This is a genomic window from Actinomadura sp. NPDC048021, assembly GCF_040653135.1.
GTDB classification, from domain to species: Bacteria; Actinomycetota; Actinomycetes; order Streptosporangiales; family Streptosporangiaceae; genus Spirillospora; species Spirillospora verrucosospora.
Genome location: NZ_JBEZJQ010000013.1, coordinates 56,026 through 71,461, shown reverse-complemented (window position 1 = coordinate 71,461; position 15,436 = coordinate 56,026). Strand labels below are relative to the sequence as shown.

12 protein-coding genes are annotated in these 15,436 nt (G+C 73.8%); 7 read left to right on the top strand and 5 right to left on the bottom strand.

What is annotated here, in order from left to right; translation table 11 throughout:
• The first annotated feature begins 3 nt into the window (after nt 1-3).
• Together glnA and AB0C87_RS22335 are read left to right on the top strand one after the other, a co-directional pair.
• Nucleotides 4-1,365, top strand: coding sequence for a type I glutamate--ammonia ligase (gene glnA, locus AB0C87_RS22340; RefSeq protein WP_345174689.1), 1,362 nt, complete (start codon nt 4-6; stop codon nt 1,363-1,365).
• Nucleotides 1,366-1,392: 27 nt separating this feature from the next.
• Nucleotides 1,393-4,401, top strand: coding sequence for a bifunctional [glutamine synthetase] adenylyltransferase/[glutamine synthetase]-adenylyl-L-tyrosine phosphorylase (locus AB0C87_RS22335; RefSeq protein WP_360579296.1), 3,009 nt, complete (start codon nt 1,393-1,395; stop codon nt 4,399-4,401).
• Here AB0C87_RS22335 and AB0C87_RS22330 read toward each other — a convergent pair.
• Nucleotides 4,386-5,243, bottom strand: coding sequence for a phosphatase PAP2 family protein (locus AB0C87_RS22330; protein ID WP_345174693.1), 858 nt, complete (start codon nt 5,241-5,243; stop codon nt 4,386-4,388). The genes AB0C87_RS22335 and AB0C87_RS22330 overlap by 16 nt on opposite strands.
• Before the next feature lie 240 nt (nt 5,244-5,483).
• Between AB0C87_RS22330 and AB0C87_RS22325 the strand changes: the two genes are divergently transcribed.
• Nucleotides 5,484-7,100: an alpha/beta hydrolase gene (locus AB0C87_RS22325; protein ID WP_360579295.1), complete on the top strand. Its 1,617-nt coding sequence runs from the start codon at nt 5,484-5,486 to the stop codon at nt 7,098-7,100.
• Nucleotides 7,101-7,206: 106 nt separating this feature from the next.
• On the top strand, nt 7,207-8,943 hold the full coding sequence (locus AB0C87_RS22320) for a glycoside hydrolase family 3 N-terminal domain-containing protein (RefSeq protein ID WP_360579294.1): 1,737 nt from the start codon (nt 7,207-7,209) through the stop codon (nt 8,941-8,943).
• A gap of 12 nt (nt 8,944-8,955) precedes the next feature.
• Here AB0C87_RS22320 and AB0C87_RS22315 read toward each other — a convergent pair whose 3' ends face one another.
• On the bottom strand, nt 8,956-9,348 hold the full coding sequence (locus AB0C87_RS22315; RefSeq protein WP_353832820.1) for an OsmC family protein: 393 nt from the start codon (nt 9,346-9,348) through the stop codon (nt 8,956-8,958).
• 61 nt (nt 9,349-9,409) lie between these two features.
• Entirely contained in the window at nt 9,410-11,545 is a 2,136-nt protein-coding gene (locus tag AB0C87_RS22310) for a DEAD/DEAH box helicase (protein WP_360579292.1), read from the bottom strand.
• A 242-nt stretch (nt 11,546-11,787) separates the two neighbouring features.
• On the opposite strand from AB0C87_RS22310, the gene AB0C87_RS22305 reads away from it, so the two are divergent.
• The 3 genes from AB0C87_RS22305 to AB0C87_RS22295 all read left to right on the top strand — a co-directional run bounded on the left by AB0C87_RS22305 (nt 11,788) and on the right by AB0C87_RS22295 (nt 14,101).
• Nucleotides 11,788-11,964, top strand: coding sequence for a hypothetical protein (locus AB0C87_RS22305; protein WP_345174702.1), 177 nt, complete (start codon nt 11,788-11,790; stop codon nt 11,962-11,964).
• 178 nt (nt 11,965-12,142) lie between these two features.
• Complete coding sequence (locus tag AB0C87_RS22300) at nt 12,143-13,336, top strand: helix-turn-helix transcriptional regulator (protein WP_345174704.1); 1,194 nt, start codon at nt 12,143-12,145, stop codon at nt 13,334-13,336.
• 81 nt (nt 13,337-13,417) lie between these two features.
• Nucleotides 13,418-14,101, top strand: a complete 684-nt coding sequence (locus AB0C87_RS22295) for a hypothetical protein (protein ID WP_345174706.1) — start codon at nt 13,418-13,420, stop codon at nt 14,099-14,101.
• Nucleotides 14,102-14,151: 50 nt separating this feature from the next.
• Here the strand turns inward: AB0C87_RS22295 and AB0C87_RS22290 are convergent, their stop codons facing one another.
• Together AB0C87_RS22290 and AB0C87_RS22285 are read right to left on the bottom strand one after the other, a co-directional pair.
• The gene (locus AB0C87_RS22290; RefSeq protein ID WP_345174708.1) at nt 14,152-15,033 is read right to left on the bottom strand and encodes a hypothetical protein; all 882 of its coding nucleotides are present in this window, start codon (nt 15,031-15,033) and stop codon (nt 14,152-14,154) included.
• The gene (locus AB0C87_RS22285) at nt 15,030-15,371 is read right to left on the bottom strand and encodes a PadR family transcriptional regulator (RefSeq protein ID WP_345174710.1); all 342 of its coding nucleotides are present in this window, start codon (nt 15,369-15,371) and stop codon (nt 15,030-15,032) included. Before AB0C87_RS22285 ends, AB0C87_RS22290 begins: the two co-directional genes overlap by 4 nt.
• Nucleotides 15,372-15,436: the final 65 nt, after the last annotated feature.

Genomic DNA, 15,436 nt, shown 5'->3' with positions numbered 1-15,436 from the left:
GCATTGGACCGTCAGCAGGAGTTCGTGCTCCGCACGCTTGAGGAGCGCGACATCCGCTTCATCCGGCTGTGGTTCACCGACGTGCTCGGGTTCCTGAAGTCGGTGGCCGTCGCCCCCGCCGAACTGGAGGGCGCCTTCGGCGAGGGCATCGGCTTCGACGGCTCGGCGATCGAGGGCTTCGCCCGGGTGTACGAGGCCGACATGATCGCCAAACCGGACCCGTCCACCTTCCAGGTGCTGCCCTGGCGGTCGGAGTCCCCGGGCGTCGGCCGCATGTTCTGCGACATCCTCATGCCGGACGGGGCGCCGAGCTTCGCCGACCCCCGCTACGTCCTCAAGCGCTCCCTGGCGCGGGCCGCCGACCTCGGGTTCACCTTCTACACCCACCCCGAGATCGAGTTCTTCCTCTTCAACGACAAGCCGGAGGACGGCCGCGAGCCCGAGCCGGCCGACGCGGGCGGCTACTTCGACCACACCCCGCACAGCGCCGCGCACGACTTCCGGCGCAACGCCATCACCATGCTGGAGGCGATGGGGATCTCGGTGGAGTACAGCCACCACGAGGGCGCCCCCGGCCAGCAGGAGATCGACCTCCGGTACGCCGACGCGCTCACCACCGCCGACAACATCATGACGTTCCGGCTGGTCATGAAGGAGGTCGCGCTGGAGCAGGGCGTGCACGCCTCCTTCATGCCGAAGCCGTTCACCGAGCACCCCGGCTCGGGCATGCACACCCACATGTCGCTGTTCGAGGGCGACCGCAACGCCTTCTACGAGCCGGGCGCGGAGTACAAGCTGTCCAAGGCGGGGCGGGCGTTCATCGCCGGGCTGCTGCGGCACTCCGCGGAGATCACCGCGGTGTGCAACCAGTGGGTCAACTCCTACAAGCGGCTGTGGGGCAACGTCGGCTCCGCGGCGGGCCTGGGCGGAGAGGCCCCGTCCTACATCTGCTGGGGGCACAACAACCGGTCCGCGCTGGTCCGCGTCCCCATGTACAAGCCGCACAAGGGCCACTCGACCCGCATCGAGTTCCGGTCGCTGGACACCGCCGCCAACCCCTACCTGGCGTTCGCGGCGATCCTCGGCGCCGGGCTCAAGGGGATCGAGGAGGGCTACGAGCTGCCGCCGGGCGCCGAGGACGACGTCTGGGCCCTCACCGTGGCCGAGCGGCGCGCCCTCGGCATCGAGCCGCTGCCGCAGAACCTGGACGAGGCCATCCGCGCGATGGAGCGCAGCGAGCTGATGGCCGACGTCCTCGGCGAGCACGTCTTCGACTTCTTCCTGCGCAACAAGCGCCAGGAGTGGGAGGACTACCGCCGCCAGGTGACCGAATTCGAGCGGAAGCGCCTCCTGGCCGTCCTCTGAGGCCCGCTCCGGATTACGGTTGGTCCTGTGACCGAGTCCTGGACTTCCGACCGCCGTCCCTCGCTCGCCGGACGCCTGGCGCGGCTCGGGTTCACCCACGCGGCGCGGGCGGAGCGGCTGCTCGCGGAGGCCGAGCGGGACGGCGCGGGGCCCGGCGACGCCCTGCTCGACGCCCTCGGCGGCACCGCCGACCCCGACCTCGCCCTGGACGGTCTGCTGCGCCTGCTGCCCGCCGCCGGCGGCGAGCTGCGCGCGGTGCTGGCCGCCGAGCCGGGGACGCGGGAGCGGCTGACCGCGGTGCTCGGGGTGAGCGCGGCGCTCGGCGACCACCTGGCGCGGCACCCTGACCACTGGCGCGTGCTGCGCGACGGCGTCGCGGGCCCGCTCGGAAGCCCCCGCACCGACCTGCTGGCCGCCGTGGGCGCCGATCCGGCGGCGCCGGAGCCGGTGGCCCTCGGCGAGGACGCGCTCGTCGCGCTCCGCGTCGCCTACCGTCGCCGCCTCCTGGCGCTGGCGGGACGCGACCTGATCGGCGCGGCGGACGTCGCGGAGGTCGCCGCCGAACTGGCCGACCTCGCCGCGGCCGCGCTGGAGGCCGGCCTCGCCGTCGCCCGCGCCGAGGTCCCCGGGCACGAGGCGTGCCGGCTCGCCGTGATCGGCATGGGCAAGTGCGGGGGCCGCGAGCTCAACTACGTCAGCGACGTCGACGTGGTCTTCGTGGCGGAAGCGCGGGACGGGCAGGACGAGGACGCCGCGCTGCGCACCGCCACCCGGCTGGCGTCGGCGATGATGCGGGCCTGCTCGGCCACGACCGAGGAGGGCGCGCTGTGGGAGGTGGACGCGGCGCTGCGCCCCGAGGGCCGGTCCGGGCCGCTGGTGCGGACGCTCGCCAGCCACCGCGCCTACTACGAGCGGTGGGCCAAGACGTGGGAGTTCCAGGCGCTGCTGAAGGCCCGTCCCGTCGCGGGCGACGCCGACCTCGGCGCCCGCTACCTCGACACGATCACCCCGATCGTGTGGAAGGCGGGCGAGGGCGAGGGCTTCGTCGAGGACGTCCAGGACATGCGGCGCCGCGTCGAGGCCGACCTGAACCAGCGCACCGCCGACTCCGAGCGGCAGCTCAAGCTCGGGCCGGGCGGGCTGCGCGACGTCGAGTTCGCGGTCCAGCTGCTCCAGCTCGTCCACGGCCGCGCCGACGAGACGCTCCGCAGCCCGACGACGCTGGACGCCCTGGCCGACCTGTCCCGGGGCGGCTACGTCGCGCGCGACGACGCGGCGGCGCTGGCGTCGGCGTACCGGTTCCTGCGGCGCGTGGAGCACCTCGTCCAGCTGCACCGGCTGCGCCGCACCCACCTCGTCCCGGACGACGAGGCCGGCCTGCGCCGCCTCGGCCGCGCCCTCGGCCTGCGCACCGACCCGGTGGGGGAGTTCACCGCGCTGTGGCGGCGACACGCCCGGGAGGTCCGCCGCATCCACGAGAAGCTGTTCTACCGGCCGCTGCTGCGGGCCGTCGCGCGGCTGCCCGGGGAGGAGGCCCGGCTCACCCCGGAGGCGGCCCGGGTCCGGCTGGAGGCGCTCGGGTACGCCGACCCGGCGGGCGCGCTTCGGCACATCGAGGCGCTGACGGCGGGCGTGTCGCGGCGGGCCGCGATCCAGCGGACGCTGCTGCCGGTCATGCTCGGCTGGTTCGCCGACGCGCCCGACCCCGACGCGGGCCTGCTCGGGTTCCGGCAGGTCAGCGACGCCCTCGGGACCACGCCCTGGTACCTGCGGCTGCTGCGCGACGAGGTGACCGTCGCCGAGCGGATGGCGTGGGTGCTCGGCTCCAGCCGCTACGCCACCGACCTGCTGCTGCGCGCCCCCGAGGCGGTGGCCCTGCTGGGCAGCGACACGGGCCTGGTCCCGCGCCCGCAGGAGGCGCTGCGCACGGAGGCGCTCGCCGCCGTCCGCCGCCACAGGGAGGGGGGCGGCGACCGCCCCGCCGAGGAGGCGGCCGGCGTGGTGCGGGCGCTGCGGCGCCGCGAGCTGTTCCGCGTGGCCGTCGCCGACCTGCTCGGCCTCGTGGACGTCCGGGAGGTCGGGGAGGCCCTCACCGGCATCTCCGCCGTCACCGTCGAGGCCGCGCTCCAGGTCGCCGTCAACAAGATCGAGATGGAGTCGCGCGGGCCGCTGCCGACCCGGGTGGCGGTCGTCGCGATGGGCCGGTTCGGCGGGCACGAGCTCGGCTACGGCAGCGACGCCGACGTGATGTTCGTCCACGACCCGCTGCCCGGCGCGGACGAGCGCGCCGCCGGGCGGGCCGCGCACGCCGTCGCCGAGGAGCTGCGCCGCCTCCTCGCCCTGCCCGCCCCCGACCCGCCGCTGGTGATCGACCCGAACCTGCGCCCCGAGGGGCGGCAGGGGCCGCTCGTGCGCACGCTCGCGTCCTATGCCGCCTACTACGCGCGCTGGTCGGAGCCCTGGGAGGCGCAGGCACTGCTGCGCGCCGACCCGATGATCGGCGACCCGGGGCTGTGCGAGCGGTTCCGCGCGCTGATCGATCCCGTCCGCTGGCCGGAGGACGGCATCGGCGAGGACGCCGTCCGGCAGATCCGGCGGCTGAAGGCGCGGATGGAGTCCGAACGGCTCCCGCGCGGCGTCGAGCGGCGCCTGCACACCAAGCTCGGGCCGGGCGGGCTGGCGGACGTGGAGTGGGTCGCGCAGCTGCTCCAGCTCCGGTACGCCCACGAGGTCCCGGCGCTGCGCACCACCCGGACGCTGGACGCGCTGGACGCCGCGGTCAAGGCCCGCCTCCTGGACGCCGAGGACGCCGAGATCCTGGCCGAGGCGTGGTGCATGGCCACCCGGGTCCGGGGGGCGCTCATGCTGGTGCGGGGCCGCGCGTCCGACCTGCTGCCGACCGAGCACCACCGCGAGCGCAGCTCCGTCGCCCGCGTCCTCGGCTACCCCGGGACGGGCGACCTCCTGGAGGACTACCGCAGGCACGCCCGCCGCGCCCGCACCGTCGTGGACCGGGTGTTCTACGGAGCCGAGTGAACCCCGGAGCCTTCCGTCCGCCGGCCGGACCGCTGGTGGAACCGGTGCATCACGCGGGCCCGGGCGAGGAGGAGGGGCGCGGGGCAGCGCGTGTAGAGGATCCACGAGACCCACAGCGCGCCGCCGATGAGCGCCATGCCCGCCACCGCGTCCAGCACGTAGTGGTTGGCGGTGGACAGGATCACGATCACGGTGGTCGCGGGGTAGAGCACGCCGAGCAGCTTGGCCCAGTTCTGCGACGCCAGCCTGACCAGCACCAGCCCGCACCACAGCGACCATCCGGCGTGCATGGACGGCATGGCCGCGTACTGGTTGGTCAGGCTTCCGGACGCGTCGCTGGCGTACAGGCCGAGCGAGTGCAGCGCGGTCACCGGGTCGACGAAGCCCTCGCTGTGCAGGAACCTCGGCGGCGCCAGCGGGTACAGCCAGAAGCCGATCAGCGCCACACCCGTGGCGACCATGATGGACGTGCGGAGCCACCGGTAGTGCTGCGGCCGGTAGCGGTACAGCCACACGACGATGGCGAGCGTCACGATGAAGTGCATCGTGGCGTAGAAGACGTTCGCGGTCCGCGCCAGCCACGGCACGGTCAGCAGCGTCTGGTTGAGGTGCAGCTCGACGTCCAGCCCCAGGAAGCGTTCGGCGCGCAGGATCTCGTCGGCGTGCGCGAACGCCGGCCCGGTGCCGTCCTGAACCAGGACGATCCGCGTCAGCGTATAGCCGGTGTAGAACAGGACGACCAGCAGCAGTTCGCGCCATACGGGGGGCGCGGTGACCCGGCGCCGGATTCCGGTGGCGCCGGCCTCGCTTCTGCGGGCCGCTGGGGGGGCGGATTGAGCCATGCTACCTATCTTTGCCGTCGGGTTCCTGAATGAGATCACCGCGACGAATGGTCTTCATCTCAGACCTGAGTAGTACGACCCTGATGCGGTATCCGGACTTTCGGGGGAGGGCCTCGGGGACAGCGGGGGTATCCCCGCGCCGCCGGCCCCCCTGGCGGAGCCCGATGGGTTGATCAGGAGTCAGCATAGAGGGCCATGGGTAGGTCCCGATCGCTTCAGGCGATGCGATCGGAGGGACGAATGGCCAGGTACCGGGGGATCACTGGCGTGGTGCCGGCGGGCGCCGCGACTCTGGCCGCCTTAACGCTCCTCTCCCTCTCGGGAGGGACGGGCGTCGCGCGCTCGTCACCCGGTGGAGCCCGTGCGGCGTCCGCCACCGCCACCGCGCCCGCGGCGGGCGACGCCCCGGGCGCGGCGACCCCCGCCCCGGCGGGAGCCGTCCCCCGGCTGTCGTGGGGACGCTGCACCGGGCTGCCGTCCCCGCCGCCCAAGAGCAAGCCGCCCCGCGGGCTCCGGTGCGCGGCGCTCCCGGTGCCGCTCGACCATGCCCGGCCGTCCGGCGAGAAGATCGAACTCGCGCTGATCAAGGTGCCGGCGACCGACCCGCGCCGGCGCATCGGCTCGCTGGTGTTCAACTTCGGCGGCCCCGGCGGGGAGGGCGTCGAGACGCTCGCGCAGGCCGCGGACCAGTACGCCGACCTGCGCGCCCGCTACGACCTGATCGGCCTCGACCCGCGCGGCGTCGGCCGCAGCAGCCCGGTGACCTGCGTGGACGACCGCCGCATGGACGCGCTCGCCGCCCTGGACGACAGCCCCGACACCGCCGCCGAGGAGCGGGCGTACGCGGCCGGCCGCGCCGACTACGTGCGCCGGTGCGAGGCGCGGTCGGGGCGGCTGCTGCCGCACGTCGGCACCGCCGACGCCGCCCGCGACCTCGACCTGGTCCGCGCCGCCGTCGGCGACGAGCGGCTGCACTACTTCGGCATCTCCTACGGCACCTGGCTCGGCGGCAACTACGCGCACCAGTTCCCCGCCAGGGTGGGGCGGGCCGTCCTCGACGGGGCCGTCGACACCAGGCTCGGCAGCGCGGACCTGGCCCTCCAGCAGGCGGCCGCGTTCCAGCGCGCCCTCGGCGGCTTCGGCGCCGCCTGTGCGCGGCTCGGAAAGAAGGCATGCCCCCTCGGGACCGACGGCCCGTCCGTCGTGGCGTCCGTCGGCCGGTTCCTGGCGGGGCTCGACCGGCGCCCGCTCCGCACGCAGTCCGGGCGCGGGCTCACCCAGAGCCTCGGCACGACCGGCGTCGCCGCCGCGCTCTACTCCCGGGACGCCTGGCCGTACCTGGCGCAGGGCCTGGTCGACGCGGTGAAGCGCCGCGACGGGTCGCTGCTGCTGATGCTCGCCGACGCCCAGAACGGGCGGCGGGGGGACGGCACCTACAGCAACCTCTCCGCCGCCAACACCGCCATCACCTGCGCCGACGGCGCCGACCGGCCCACCGCTAGCGACGTGCGGCGGCTGCTGCCGCGGTTCCGCGCGGCCTCGCCGATCTTCGGGGCGTCGCTGGCGTGGGGCCTGCTGCAGTGCACGGGCTGGCCGGTGCAGGGCGACCCCGCCGCCCGCGAGGTGTCCGCCCCGTCCGCCGAGCCGATCCTCGTCGTCGGCAACACCGGAGACCCCGCCACCCCGTACGCGTGGGCGTCCGCGCTGACGGAGGCGCTCGGCGGCCGGGCCACCCTCCTCACGCTCAGGGGAGAGGGGCACGGCTCCTACGACACCGGCGACCCCTGCGTCCGCGAGGCCGTGCACGCCTACCTCCTGGACGGCGCGGTCCCCGCCGCGGGCGCCACCTGCGGTTAGCGGAAGGCGGGCCCGCCCACCCGCGCCGATCTCGTCAACATCTGCCCCTTGAACCGGCCGCCGGTTCGGACTGGTCTAGACCGCGACGCCTATCGAGGGAGGCCGGATGAACGGCGGCCGGACCATCACGTCCGTCATCACGATCGCGGCGCTCGGGCTCGCGCTCGCCCCGCCCGCCCGGGCCCGCGCGCAGGCGCCGCCGGGGCGCGGCTGCGACCCCGGCGCGATCCTCGCCCGGATGACCGACGCCGAGAAGATCGGCCAGCTGGTCATGGCGGTCACCGAGGACGGCCCGGACGGCATGCCGTCCGAGCGGACCCGCCGCGCCGTCCAGGACCTGAAGATCGGCTCGGTCATCACCTCCGAGCCGCGCACGCCGGGCATCGCCGCCCGCTACGCCGACCGGCTCCAGCGCTGGGCGCGGGACACCCCGTCCCGCCTGCCGCTGCTCGTCTCCGGCGACTTCGAGTTCGGGACGACCCACAACGTCCGCGAGGGCACCACCCCGCTGCCGAACGCCATGGGGCTCGGCGCCGCCCGCGACCCGGCGCAGGCCCGCGACGCGGCGGCCGTCACGGCCGCCGAGGCCCGCGCGATGGGCTTCCACTGGAACTACGCGCCCGTCGCCGACGTCAACACCAACCCCGCCAACCCGATCATCGGCGTCAGGTCCTTCGGGGAGCGCGCCGACCTGGTCGGCGGGCTCGTCGAGACGCAGGTCCGCGCCTACCGGCGGGCCGGGATGATCGCGACGCCGAAGCACTTCCCGGGCCACGGGGACACCGAGACCGACAGCCACCTCGGCCTGCCGTCGGTGACCTACGACCGCGCGACGCTCGACCGCGTCCACCTGCCCCCGTTCCGCCGGGCCGTCGCGGCCGGCGCCGACGCGATCATGACGGCGCACGTGGTGGTGAAGGCCGTCGACCCCGACCTGCCCGCGACGCTGTCGGAGAAGGTGCTGACCGGCCTGCTGCGGCGGGACATGGGGTTCGGCGGCGTCATCGTCACCGACGCCATGGACATGGACGCGATCGACAGGAACTGGGGCACCCGCGAGGCCACCGTGATGGCGGTCCGGGCGGGCGCCGACGTCGTCATGTCGACCGGCGACTACGCGGCCCAGGCGCAGGCCGTGGACGCCCTGCGCGACGCCCTGCGCGACGGGACGCTGAGCCGGGCGCGGGTCGATGCGTCCGTCCGCCGCGTCCTCGGCCTGAAGTGCCGGTACCGCGTGTTCGACCACCGCTACGCCGACCCCGCGGCCGCCGAGCGGATCTCCGGCAACCCCGCCTTCCTGCGGCGGGCCCTGGCGATGGGCGTCGCAGCCACGACGCTGGTGCGCAACGAGGACGGAGTGCTCCCGTTCGATCCCGCCTCGAACGCGCGGACACTGGTCGCGGGCGTGGTGCAGACCGGGGAGTTCGCGAACGAGGTGGCCGCGGTCGCCCGCGGCCCCGTGACGAGCTGGCAGGCCGCGACCACCGACCCCACCGACGCCGAGATCGCCGAGGCCGTCCGCCGAGCCCGCGCCGCCGACCGGATCCTCGTCGCCACCTACTCCTCGGGGACGCTGCCGGAAGGGCAGGCGCGGCTCGTCAGGGCGCTGCAGGCCACGGGCCGGCCCGTCGCGGCCGTGGCGACCGGCCTGCCGTACGACATCGCCTCGTACCCGTCCGTCCGCGCCTACCTGGCGACCTACGGGACGACCGCGCGGACCCGGCGCATCGACCTGACGATGCACAGGGCCGCCGCCCGCGTCGTCTTCGGCGCGCAGCCGGGCGGGCGCCTGCCGGTCACGATCAAGGGCCTGTACCCCTACGGGCACGGCCTGCGCTACTGAAGGGCGGACCCGCTACACCACCTGATCGACCTTCATCGGCTCCCGCAGCGCGTTGCCGACGGTGCAGTACTTCTCGTGGACGCGCGCGGCCACGGCCTTCAGGACGTCCTCGGCCTCGCCGTCCCCTTCGGGCAGCTCGACGTCGTAGGTGACCGTGATCGTGCCGAGCGTGCTCGTCGCGACCTTGTCGGCCTGGACGGTCGCGGCGAGCCGCGCCATCCGGTGCCCCCGCTTGGCCGTCAGCGGCTCGACGGTGACCAGCTCGCAGCCGCCGAGCGCCGCCAGCAGCAGCTCGACCGGCGTGAAGGCGCCCTCGGTGTCCCCGTCGCCGATCGCGACCGCCGCGCCCCGGCCGTTGACGGCCCGGAAGCCGTCCTCGGTGCGCTCCACCCTGACGTCCGCCATGAAATCCCCTTAGTTCGGCTGGTCTCGCCCGCATGAACGCGGACGCCTCCCGCGTTCTTCCCTACGTCCCGAGCCTCTCCTGCTCCTGCGCCACGATCTGCCGGGCGAGGTCGCGCTCGGAGATGTCGACCGCGTCGGGCGTCTGCTCCGCCAGGTCGCTGCGCCGCGCGTACTCGTCGAAGAGCATGGTCTTGACGTGCAGGATCTCCAGCATCCGCTCGTCCACGCTGCGGGGCGTCAGCAGCCGGTGCACCTGGACGGTCCGCACCTGCCCCATCCGGTGCGCCCGCGCGATCGCCTGCGTCTCCATGGTCGGCTTCACCTGCGGCTCGCAGAGGATCACCACCGACGCCGCCTGGAGGTTCAGCCCGACCCCGCCGGCCTGGATCTGCGCGAGCAGCACGGCGTGCCCCGGCTCGGCGGTGAACGCGTCCACGATCTCCTGCCGCCGCGCCGCCGGCGTCTCGCCCGAGATCGGCCCGCGGCTCCGCGGGCCGAGCGCCTCCCCGACGGCGGCCAGCACGTCCCGGAAGTAGGAGAACACCACGACCTTCAGGTCGTTCTCGGCGGCCTCGTCCACCAGCTCCTTCAGCCGGTCGAGCTTCGCCGACCGCTTCGGCACGGCGTAGGCCGCCCGGCGCATCGCCATGAAGTTCCCCGCCGCCACGGCCTTGCGGTAGGCGGCCGCGTCCGCGCGGCTGAACTCCTCCAGCTCGTCGACGTGCACGACCTCGGGCAGCTCGACGAGCACGTCCCGCTGGTTGCGCCGCAGGTACATTGGCGCGACGGCCGACCGGAACGCCCGCGCCCCCATCGCCGCGTCGTGCGGGCGGACCCGCTCGGCCACGTCGGGCCGCAGGTGGGCGACGAGGCTGCGGAACTCCTCGACCCGGTTCTCCATCGGCGTCCCGGTGAGGAACAGCACGTGCTCGGTCCTGCGGCACCACTGCGCCACGGCGCGGGCGCGGCGCGTCTCGTGGTTCTTGGCGTAGTGGGCCTCGTCCACCACGAACATGCCGATCTCCACGTCCTCCGGGACGTTCAGGGAGTGCAGCGTGGCGAGCGTCGTCACGGCGATGCCGCCGTCGCCGGCCCACTTGCGCAGCGCCCCCGCGCGCCCGGACCCGTGCAGCGGGTGCGCGGCGATCGCGCTGCGGGTCTCGATCTCCCGGACCCAGTTGATCAGCACGCTCGCCGGGCACGCCACCAGGAAGTGCGTCGCGCCCCGCGCCCGCAGATGCGCCATCGCGGCGATCGCCTGGACCGTCTTCCCGAGCCCCATCTCGTCGCCCAGGATCACCCGCTTCTGGACGAGCGCGAACCGCGCCCCGAACGCTTGGTACCCGCGCAGCGACACCCGGCGGAACTCGTCGTCGACCGGCTGCGCCTTGACCCGCGCCGCGAGGTCGCCCGGCAGGAACCCCTCGGCGGCCTCCCGCTCCGGGTCCGACGCCGCGAGCTCGGCCAGGAGGGTCTGGTAGTCGGCCGCCCGCAGCTCGAAGTCGATCCACGCCTCGTCCGGCGACACGTGCGGGCGCAGCAGGTCCACCGACGCCTGGGACATCAGCAGCCGGGCGCCGCGCTCCTCCTCGGCGGCGAGCGCGTCCGCGAGCTCGCCGACCGCCTCCCGCGCCCGCTCGCGCCGCGCCGGCGGTGTGAGGAGCCTGCGCCACCACGACCCGGCGGGCCGCGCGTCCTGCACCAGCGGCCCGATGCGCTCGTCGACCTCCTCGGCGACCGCGCGTGCCCGCGGCAGCTCCGGCCCCGCGTTCACCAGCCGGTGCAGCGCGACGACCGCGGGCGTCATCGCCTCGTCGCGCCGGTCGACGTCGATCCGCACCGTGACCGAGCTCTCCGCCGCCTCCGCGAGGCTCCCGGCCGCCGCGTGGAGCTGCTGCGCCGTCTGGGGCCCGACCCCGGGCAGGAGCTGGAGCTTGTACGGGGTCGAGTCCAGCACGTCGACGACGCTGGTGAACCCGGCCTCCTCCAGGGGCCCGAGCCGGAGCCGCCCGTCGGTGACGTCCTTCAACCGGGCCAGCGGGATCGTCGTCAGCTGCTCGCGCGCCGCCTCGGCCCGCAGCGGCGCCAGCGCCGCGTGCACGTCGGCCAGCGCCCGCCGATGGTCGGCGACCAGGTCCCGCGCGGCCTCCAGCAGCGAGTACCCGCCCCTCAGGACGTCCTTGGCCTCATGCGCCATCCCGACTCCCAACCCGCGCGCTCGGCCCACATGATGCCAGCCGCGCCCCGGTGCCCCGGCCGCCCCGGCGCAAGCCGACCTCTCACGACCCCCCACCGTAGGCCGCCCCACCGACACCCCGGCCCGGTCACTCGGAAAGCAGGTTGCGGGCCACCCGCTTCACCGGACGGTCTCCGGCGACCCGGCTCAGCCGGGCTGTCATTGCATTTTCGGTCCCATTTCACCGAAGGAGCGCAACACAGATGACCGCCAACACTTCCGGGCAGAAGCCCGAGGAGCAGCCTGCTCAGACCCACAACCGGTCGTACGCGGCCGGTGAGCAGGCCTACCAGCGCGAGAAGATCGCGGAGCTCGACGAGGCCGTCGCGAACGGCACGGTGGTCCCGGAGGAGCCGCCGCACCCCCTCTCGTGGGGATGATCGGCTGATCTTCTGATCACCTGAGCCACGAGAGGCGGCCCCCGGGCCGCCTCTCGTACACCTCGCGCCGCCCGTTCCGCCGCAGCGCGGGACGCGGCCTTGCCGCCTCTCAAGACACGCGAAGGCCCCGCGCCTAGCCTGGGAAGCCGCGAGGCTTCCGGGAGAAGGGCAGGGCCCAATGTCCGACGAAACTCTCGACACTGTCGGAACGCGCCTGGCCAGGGCACGCAAGAGACGCGGCCTGACGCAGACGGGGCTGGCGCAGCTGTCGGTCTACAGCCGCAGCCACATCGCCCAGGTGGAGACCGGGAAAAAGGTGGCAACACCGGCGTTCGTGTCGGCTGCGGCCGCCGCGCTCGGCGTCGACCCCTCCGAACTCTACGGGCAGCCCTACCGCGTCTACGGTCACGATTACGCCGTCCACTCCGTCATCCCTGAATTTCGCCGCACGCTCGCCTATGTTGACGTCGGTCCCGAGCTTGCCGGGCCGCCCCGCGCACTGGACGTGCTCGCGGCCGAGATCGCGACCTCGGGGAGGCAGATCCACAAGGCACAGCTGACCAAACTCGCGGGACGCCTACCCGCGGTGATCGAAGAACTCACCTACTGGGCGCACGAGACCGGGGACCCCCGGGCGTGGCTGTTACTGAGCCGCGGATTCGGCCACGCTGTCAGCCTCACACGCAGACTCGGTTACACCGGGGATGCGTTGGCGCTACTCGAACGCGGCTCAGAGGCGGCCCGCCGGTCCGGCGACCCGAACTTGCCTCACCTGGTCATGATGGCGCGTGCGCTCCTCATGATGAGCATGGACCAGTACCGGCCCGCTCTGACGCTGCTCGACCGGGCTGCGGCGGGTGTCCGGCAGGATCGGCCGGACGCGGGCGAGGTCGCGGGGGCGATCGAGTTGCGGTCCGCGATAGTGGCCGCGCGCGCCGCTCGTGGTGGGAACGGCGCGCAGGCGTGGGAGTACTTCGGGCGCGCGGCCGAGCGTGTCAGGCGCGGCGGGTGCGGCGTGCCCGTTCACGGGCTGGAGTTCACGGCGGCGAACGTGGCGATCCACGGGGCGGCGGTCGCGGTCGAGCTCGGCGACATGGACGAGGCGGCCCGCCGGGACCAGCGCATCGGCGACGAGACGCTCGCGGGGCTGCCCCCGGAACGCCGCGCGCACCATGAGATCGACATGTCCCGCGTCATGACCGAGGTCGGCGACCTCGCCAGAGCCGAGAGGCGCATCGCGTTCGCGGACCGGATCGCCCCCCAGATGATCACGTTCCATCCGACCGCGCGGTCGGTGGTGTCCCATCTGGTCGACGCGCGCCGCACCCTCCCGGAGCCGTTGCGCCGCATCCACGCACGCATGACCACCTGATCCGCCGGGCCCTGTGCCGCAACCTCGCCACGGTTCCAACTTGGAACACTGCGTAAGTGAGGCGGCTCCATTGTGTGACGCATGAGTCACTCAGAATCACCAAGCGTCGAGGATCACGAGGGCCGCCTTGCCGCGTTACGAGCAGAGTTCCCCGGCTGGACGATCGAGTACAGCGACATGCCGTCCCTCCCTTACCGCGCGGTCCGGGAGGGCGGCGACGACAAGTCGCTCGTCCTCGTCGCCGGTACCTGCGACGGGCTCTGGGGGCTGTTGTCCGAGGAGGACGAGGCCGACTGCGAGCGCGCCCTTCTGGCGCTGGGCGCGGCGCTCGAGGAACGCGGCGCCAAGGTCGTCCAGCACGGCGGCGGCCTTCTGACGAGGACGCGGACGGGGACCGCCCGGTCGGTCGGCGCCGGCAGGGGGCGGTTCATCTGGGACTCCGGCAACGACCTCGGCTCCTTCTCCGCCGTGGACGAGGTCGCCCTGAAGATCACGCGACTCCTGGGCCTGGAGCTCCACCCGCAGCTGGCGACGCTCGCCCGGCGCATGGGCGTGCGCGGCTACAAGGTCGACATCGGCGCCCCCGAGGTCACCGTCACGACCACGGGCGGCGGCACGCCCCGCGCCGTGCGGATCACGTGTGAGCCCCGGCCGAAGGACGACGACCGCGACTGGTTCTGGACGCACTGGGGCGACCCGCTCGCCCAGGCCGACGACATCACCGGCGCGGAGGTCGCGCTCGTCGGGCTGCTGGCTCGCGCATGATACGGCGCTCACGCCCGGTCGGCGGCGTGGCTCTGCGTTGCGCGGTTCGGCTATTGGGGATGGCGACGTTCGGGGATGGGCTGGGGTCGCCATGCCGTCGTGACCATGGCCAGCAGGAGCCCGGTGAGAGTCAACCAGTAGGCGGTGCCTTGCGGGTTCGACGGCGGGTGGGTCAGCGGGGAGGCCACGCCGGGCAGGACGTAGATGGCGGCCGCCAGTGCCCAGCGTGGGCTGCGGGCGATCGCGGTGGCCAGCATCCCGGAGAGCAGGAGGATGCCCTCCGTGCCCGCCCTGACCAGTTGCCAGGTCTCGCCGTACTCTCGGCTCCCCGGCATGTAGGTGAGCGCGAACGAGGCCGCGGGGATCACCAGCCACCACAACGGCCGCGCGCGCAGACGCAGACGCCGCGGGCGGGCCCACCGGCCGGCCGCGAGTGCAACGGCCCCGACCGCCAGGACGCCGTAGGGGGCCAGTGAGACCCAGTTGTGGTTCGCCGGTCCGAGGATCTGTGACGGCGAGAAGGTGGCCTGAGTCCCCAGCAGCATGGCCCGGCCGGTCGAGAGCGCCACGGCCAGGGCGAGTGGTAGGGCCACCAGTGCCCAGCCGCGCAGCAACGCCCCTACCAGCGCTGCCGAGGCGACCAGCCACCAGGGGGACGAATGGTCGGCGATGCCGTAGGCCAGATTCGCCAGCGCCAGCATCAGCAGGCCGAGTTGCAGCCCGTCGGCCCACCAGGGCGCGGCGGTGGTCGTGCGGGCACGCGCGACGAAGCCCGCAGCGAGGAGCCCGGCCGTCTCCCGCAGCGAGGGAGCGCGGCGTGAGGTGCCGGTCAGCAACGTGCCGATGATCTCAGCGCCGTACTCCCTGCGATGACCTCGCGGGAACGCTCGCAGGAATAGCCGATACCACCCTTCGGTGAATGCCGTGCTCATGCTCCGACCTCCCCCGGCATCAGGGAGGTGCGACCCGTGACGACGCGGGCGGCCTGCTCCAACCGCAGAGCCTCGCGGGTCACTGCCAGGCGCCCGTCTTCAGTCAGCCGGTAGTAGCGACGCGGACGGCCCTGGACGGTTTCCTCGCGGTCGACGACGATCAGCCCGTCGCTCGCCAGCCGGTCCAGAGCCCCGTAGAGGGTGCCCACGGCCAGCCGGATCCGCCCGCCCGACTGCTCCTGCGCCCTCTTGATGATCCCGTATCCGTGCACGGGCCCGTCCAGGAGGGCGGCAAGCACGAAGTACGTGGGCTCGCTCATCGTGGTTCGTTTGACCATACGGGAGACGATATATCGTCTAACGAAGTATTGTCCACGAGTCGAGCACAGAAAGAGGCGTTCAT

Bases quoted from the DNA above. Each gene is read 5' to 3' on its own strand.
- AB0C87_RS22330 (WP_345174693.1), bottom strand. From the start codon at position 5,243: ATGGCTCAATCCGCCCCCCCAGCGGCCCGCAGAAGCGAGGCCGGCGCC.
- AB0C87_RS22325 (WP_360579295.1), top strand. From the start codon at position 5,484: ATGGCCAGGTACCGGGGGATCACTGGCGTGGTGCCGGCGGGCGCCGCG.
- AB0C87_RS22320 (WP_360579294.1), top strand. From the start codon at position 7,207: ATGAACGGCGGCCGGACCATCACGTCCGTCATCACGATCGCGGCGCTC.
- AB0C87_RS22315 (WP_353832820.1), bottom strand. From the start codon at position 9,348: ATGGCGGACGTCAGGGTGGAGCGCACCGAGGACGGCTTCCGGGCCGTC.
- AB0C87_RS22310 (WP_360579292.1), bottom strand. From the start codon at position 11,545: ATGGCGCATGAGGCCAAGGACGTCCTGAGGGGCGGGTACTCGCTGCTG.
- AB0C87_RS22305 (WP_345174702.1), top strand. From the start codon at position 11,788: ATGACCGCCAACACTTCCGGGCAGAAGCCCGAGGAGCAGCCTGCTCAG.
- AB0C87_RS22300 (WP_345174704.1), top strand. From the start codon at position 12,143: ATGTCCGACGAAACTCTCGACACTGTCGGAACGCGCCTGGCCAGGGCA.
- AB0C87_RS22295 (WP_345174706.1), top strand. From the start codon at position 13,418: ATGAGTCACTCAGAATCACCAAGCGTCGAGGATCACGAGGGCCGCCTT.
- AB0C87_RS22290 (WP_345174708.1), bottom strand. From the start codon at position 15,033: ATGAGCACGGCATTCACCGAAGGGTGGTATCGGCTATTCCTGCGAGCG.
- AB0C87_RS22285 (WP_345174710.1), bottom strand. From the start codon at position 15,371: ATGGTCAAACGAACCACGATGAGCGAGCCCACGTACTTCGTGCTTGCC.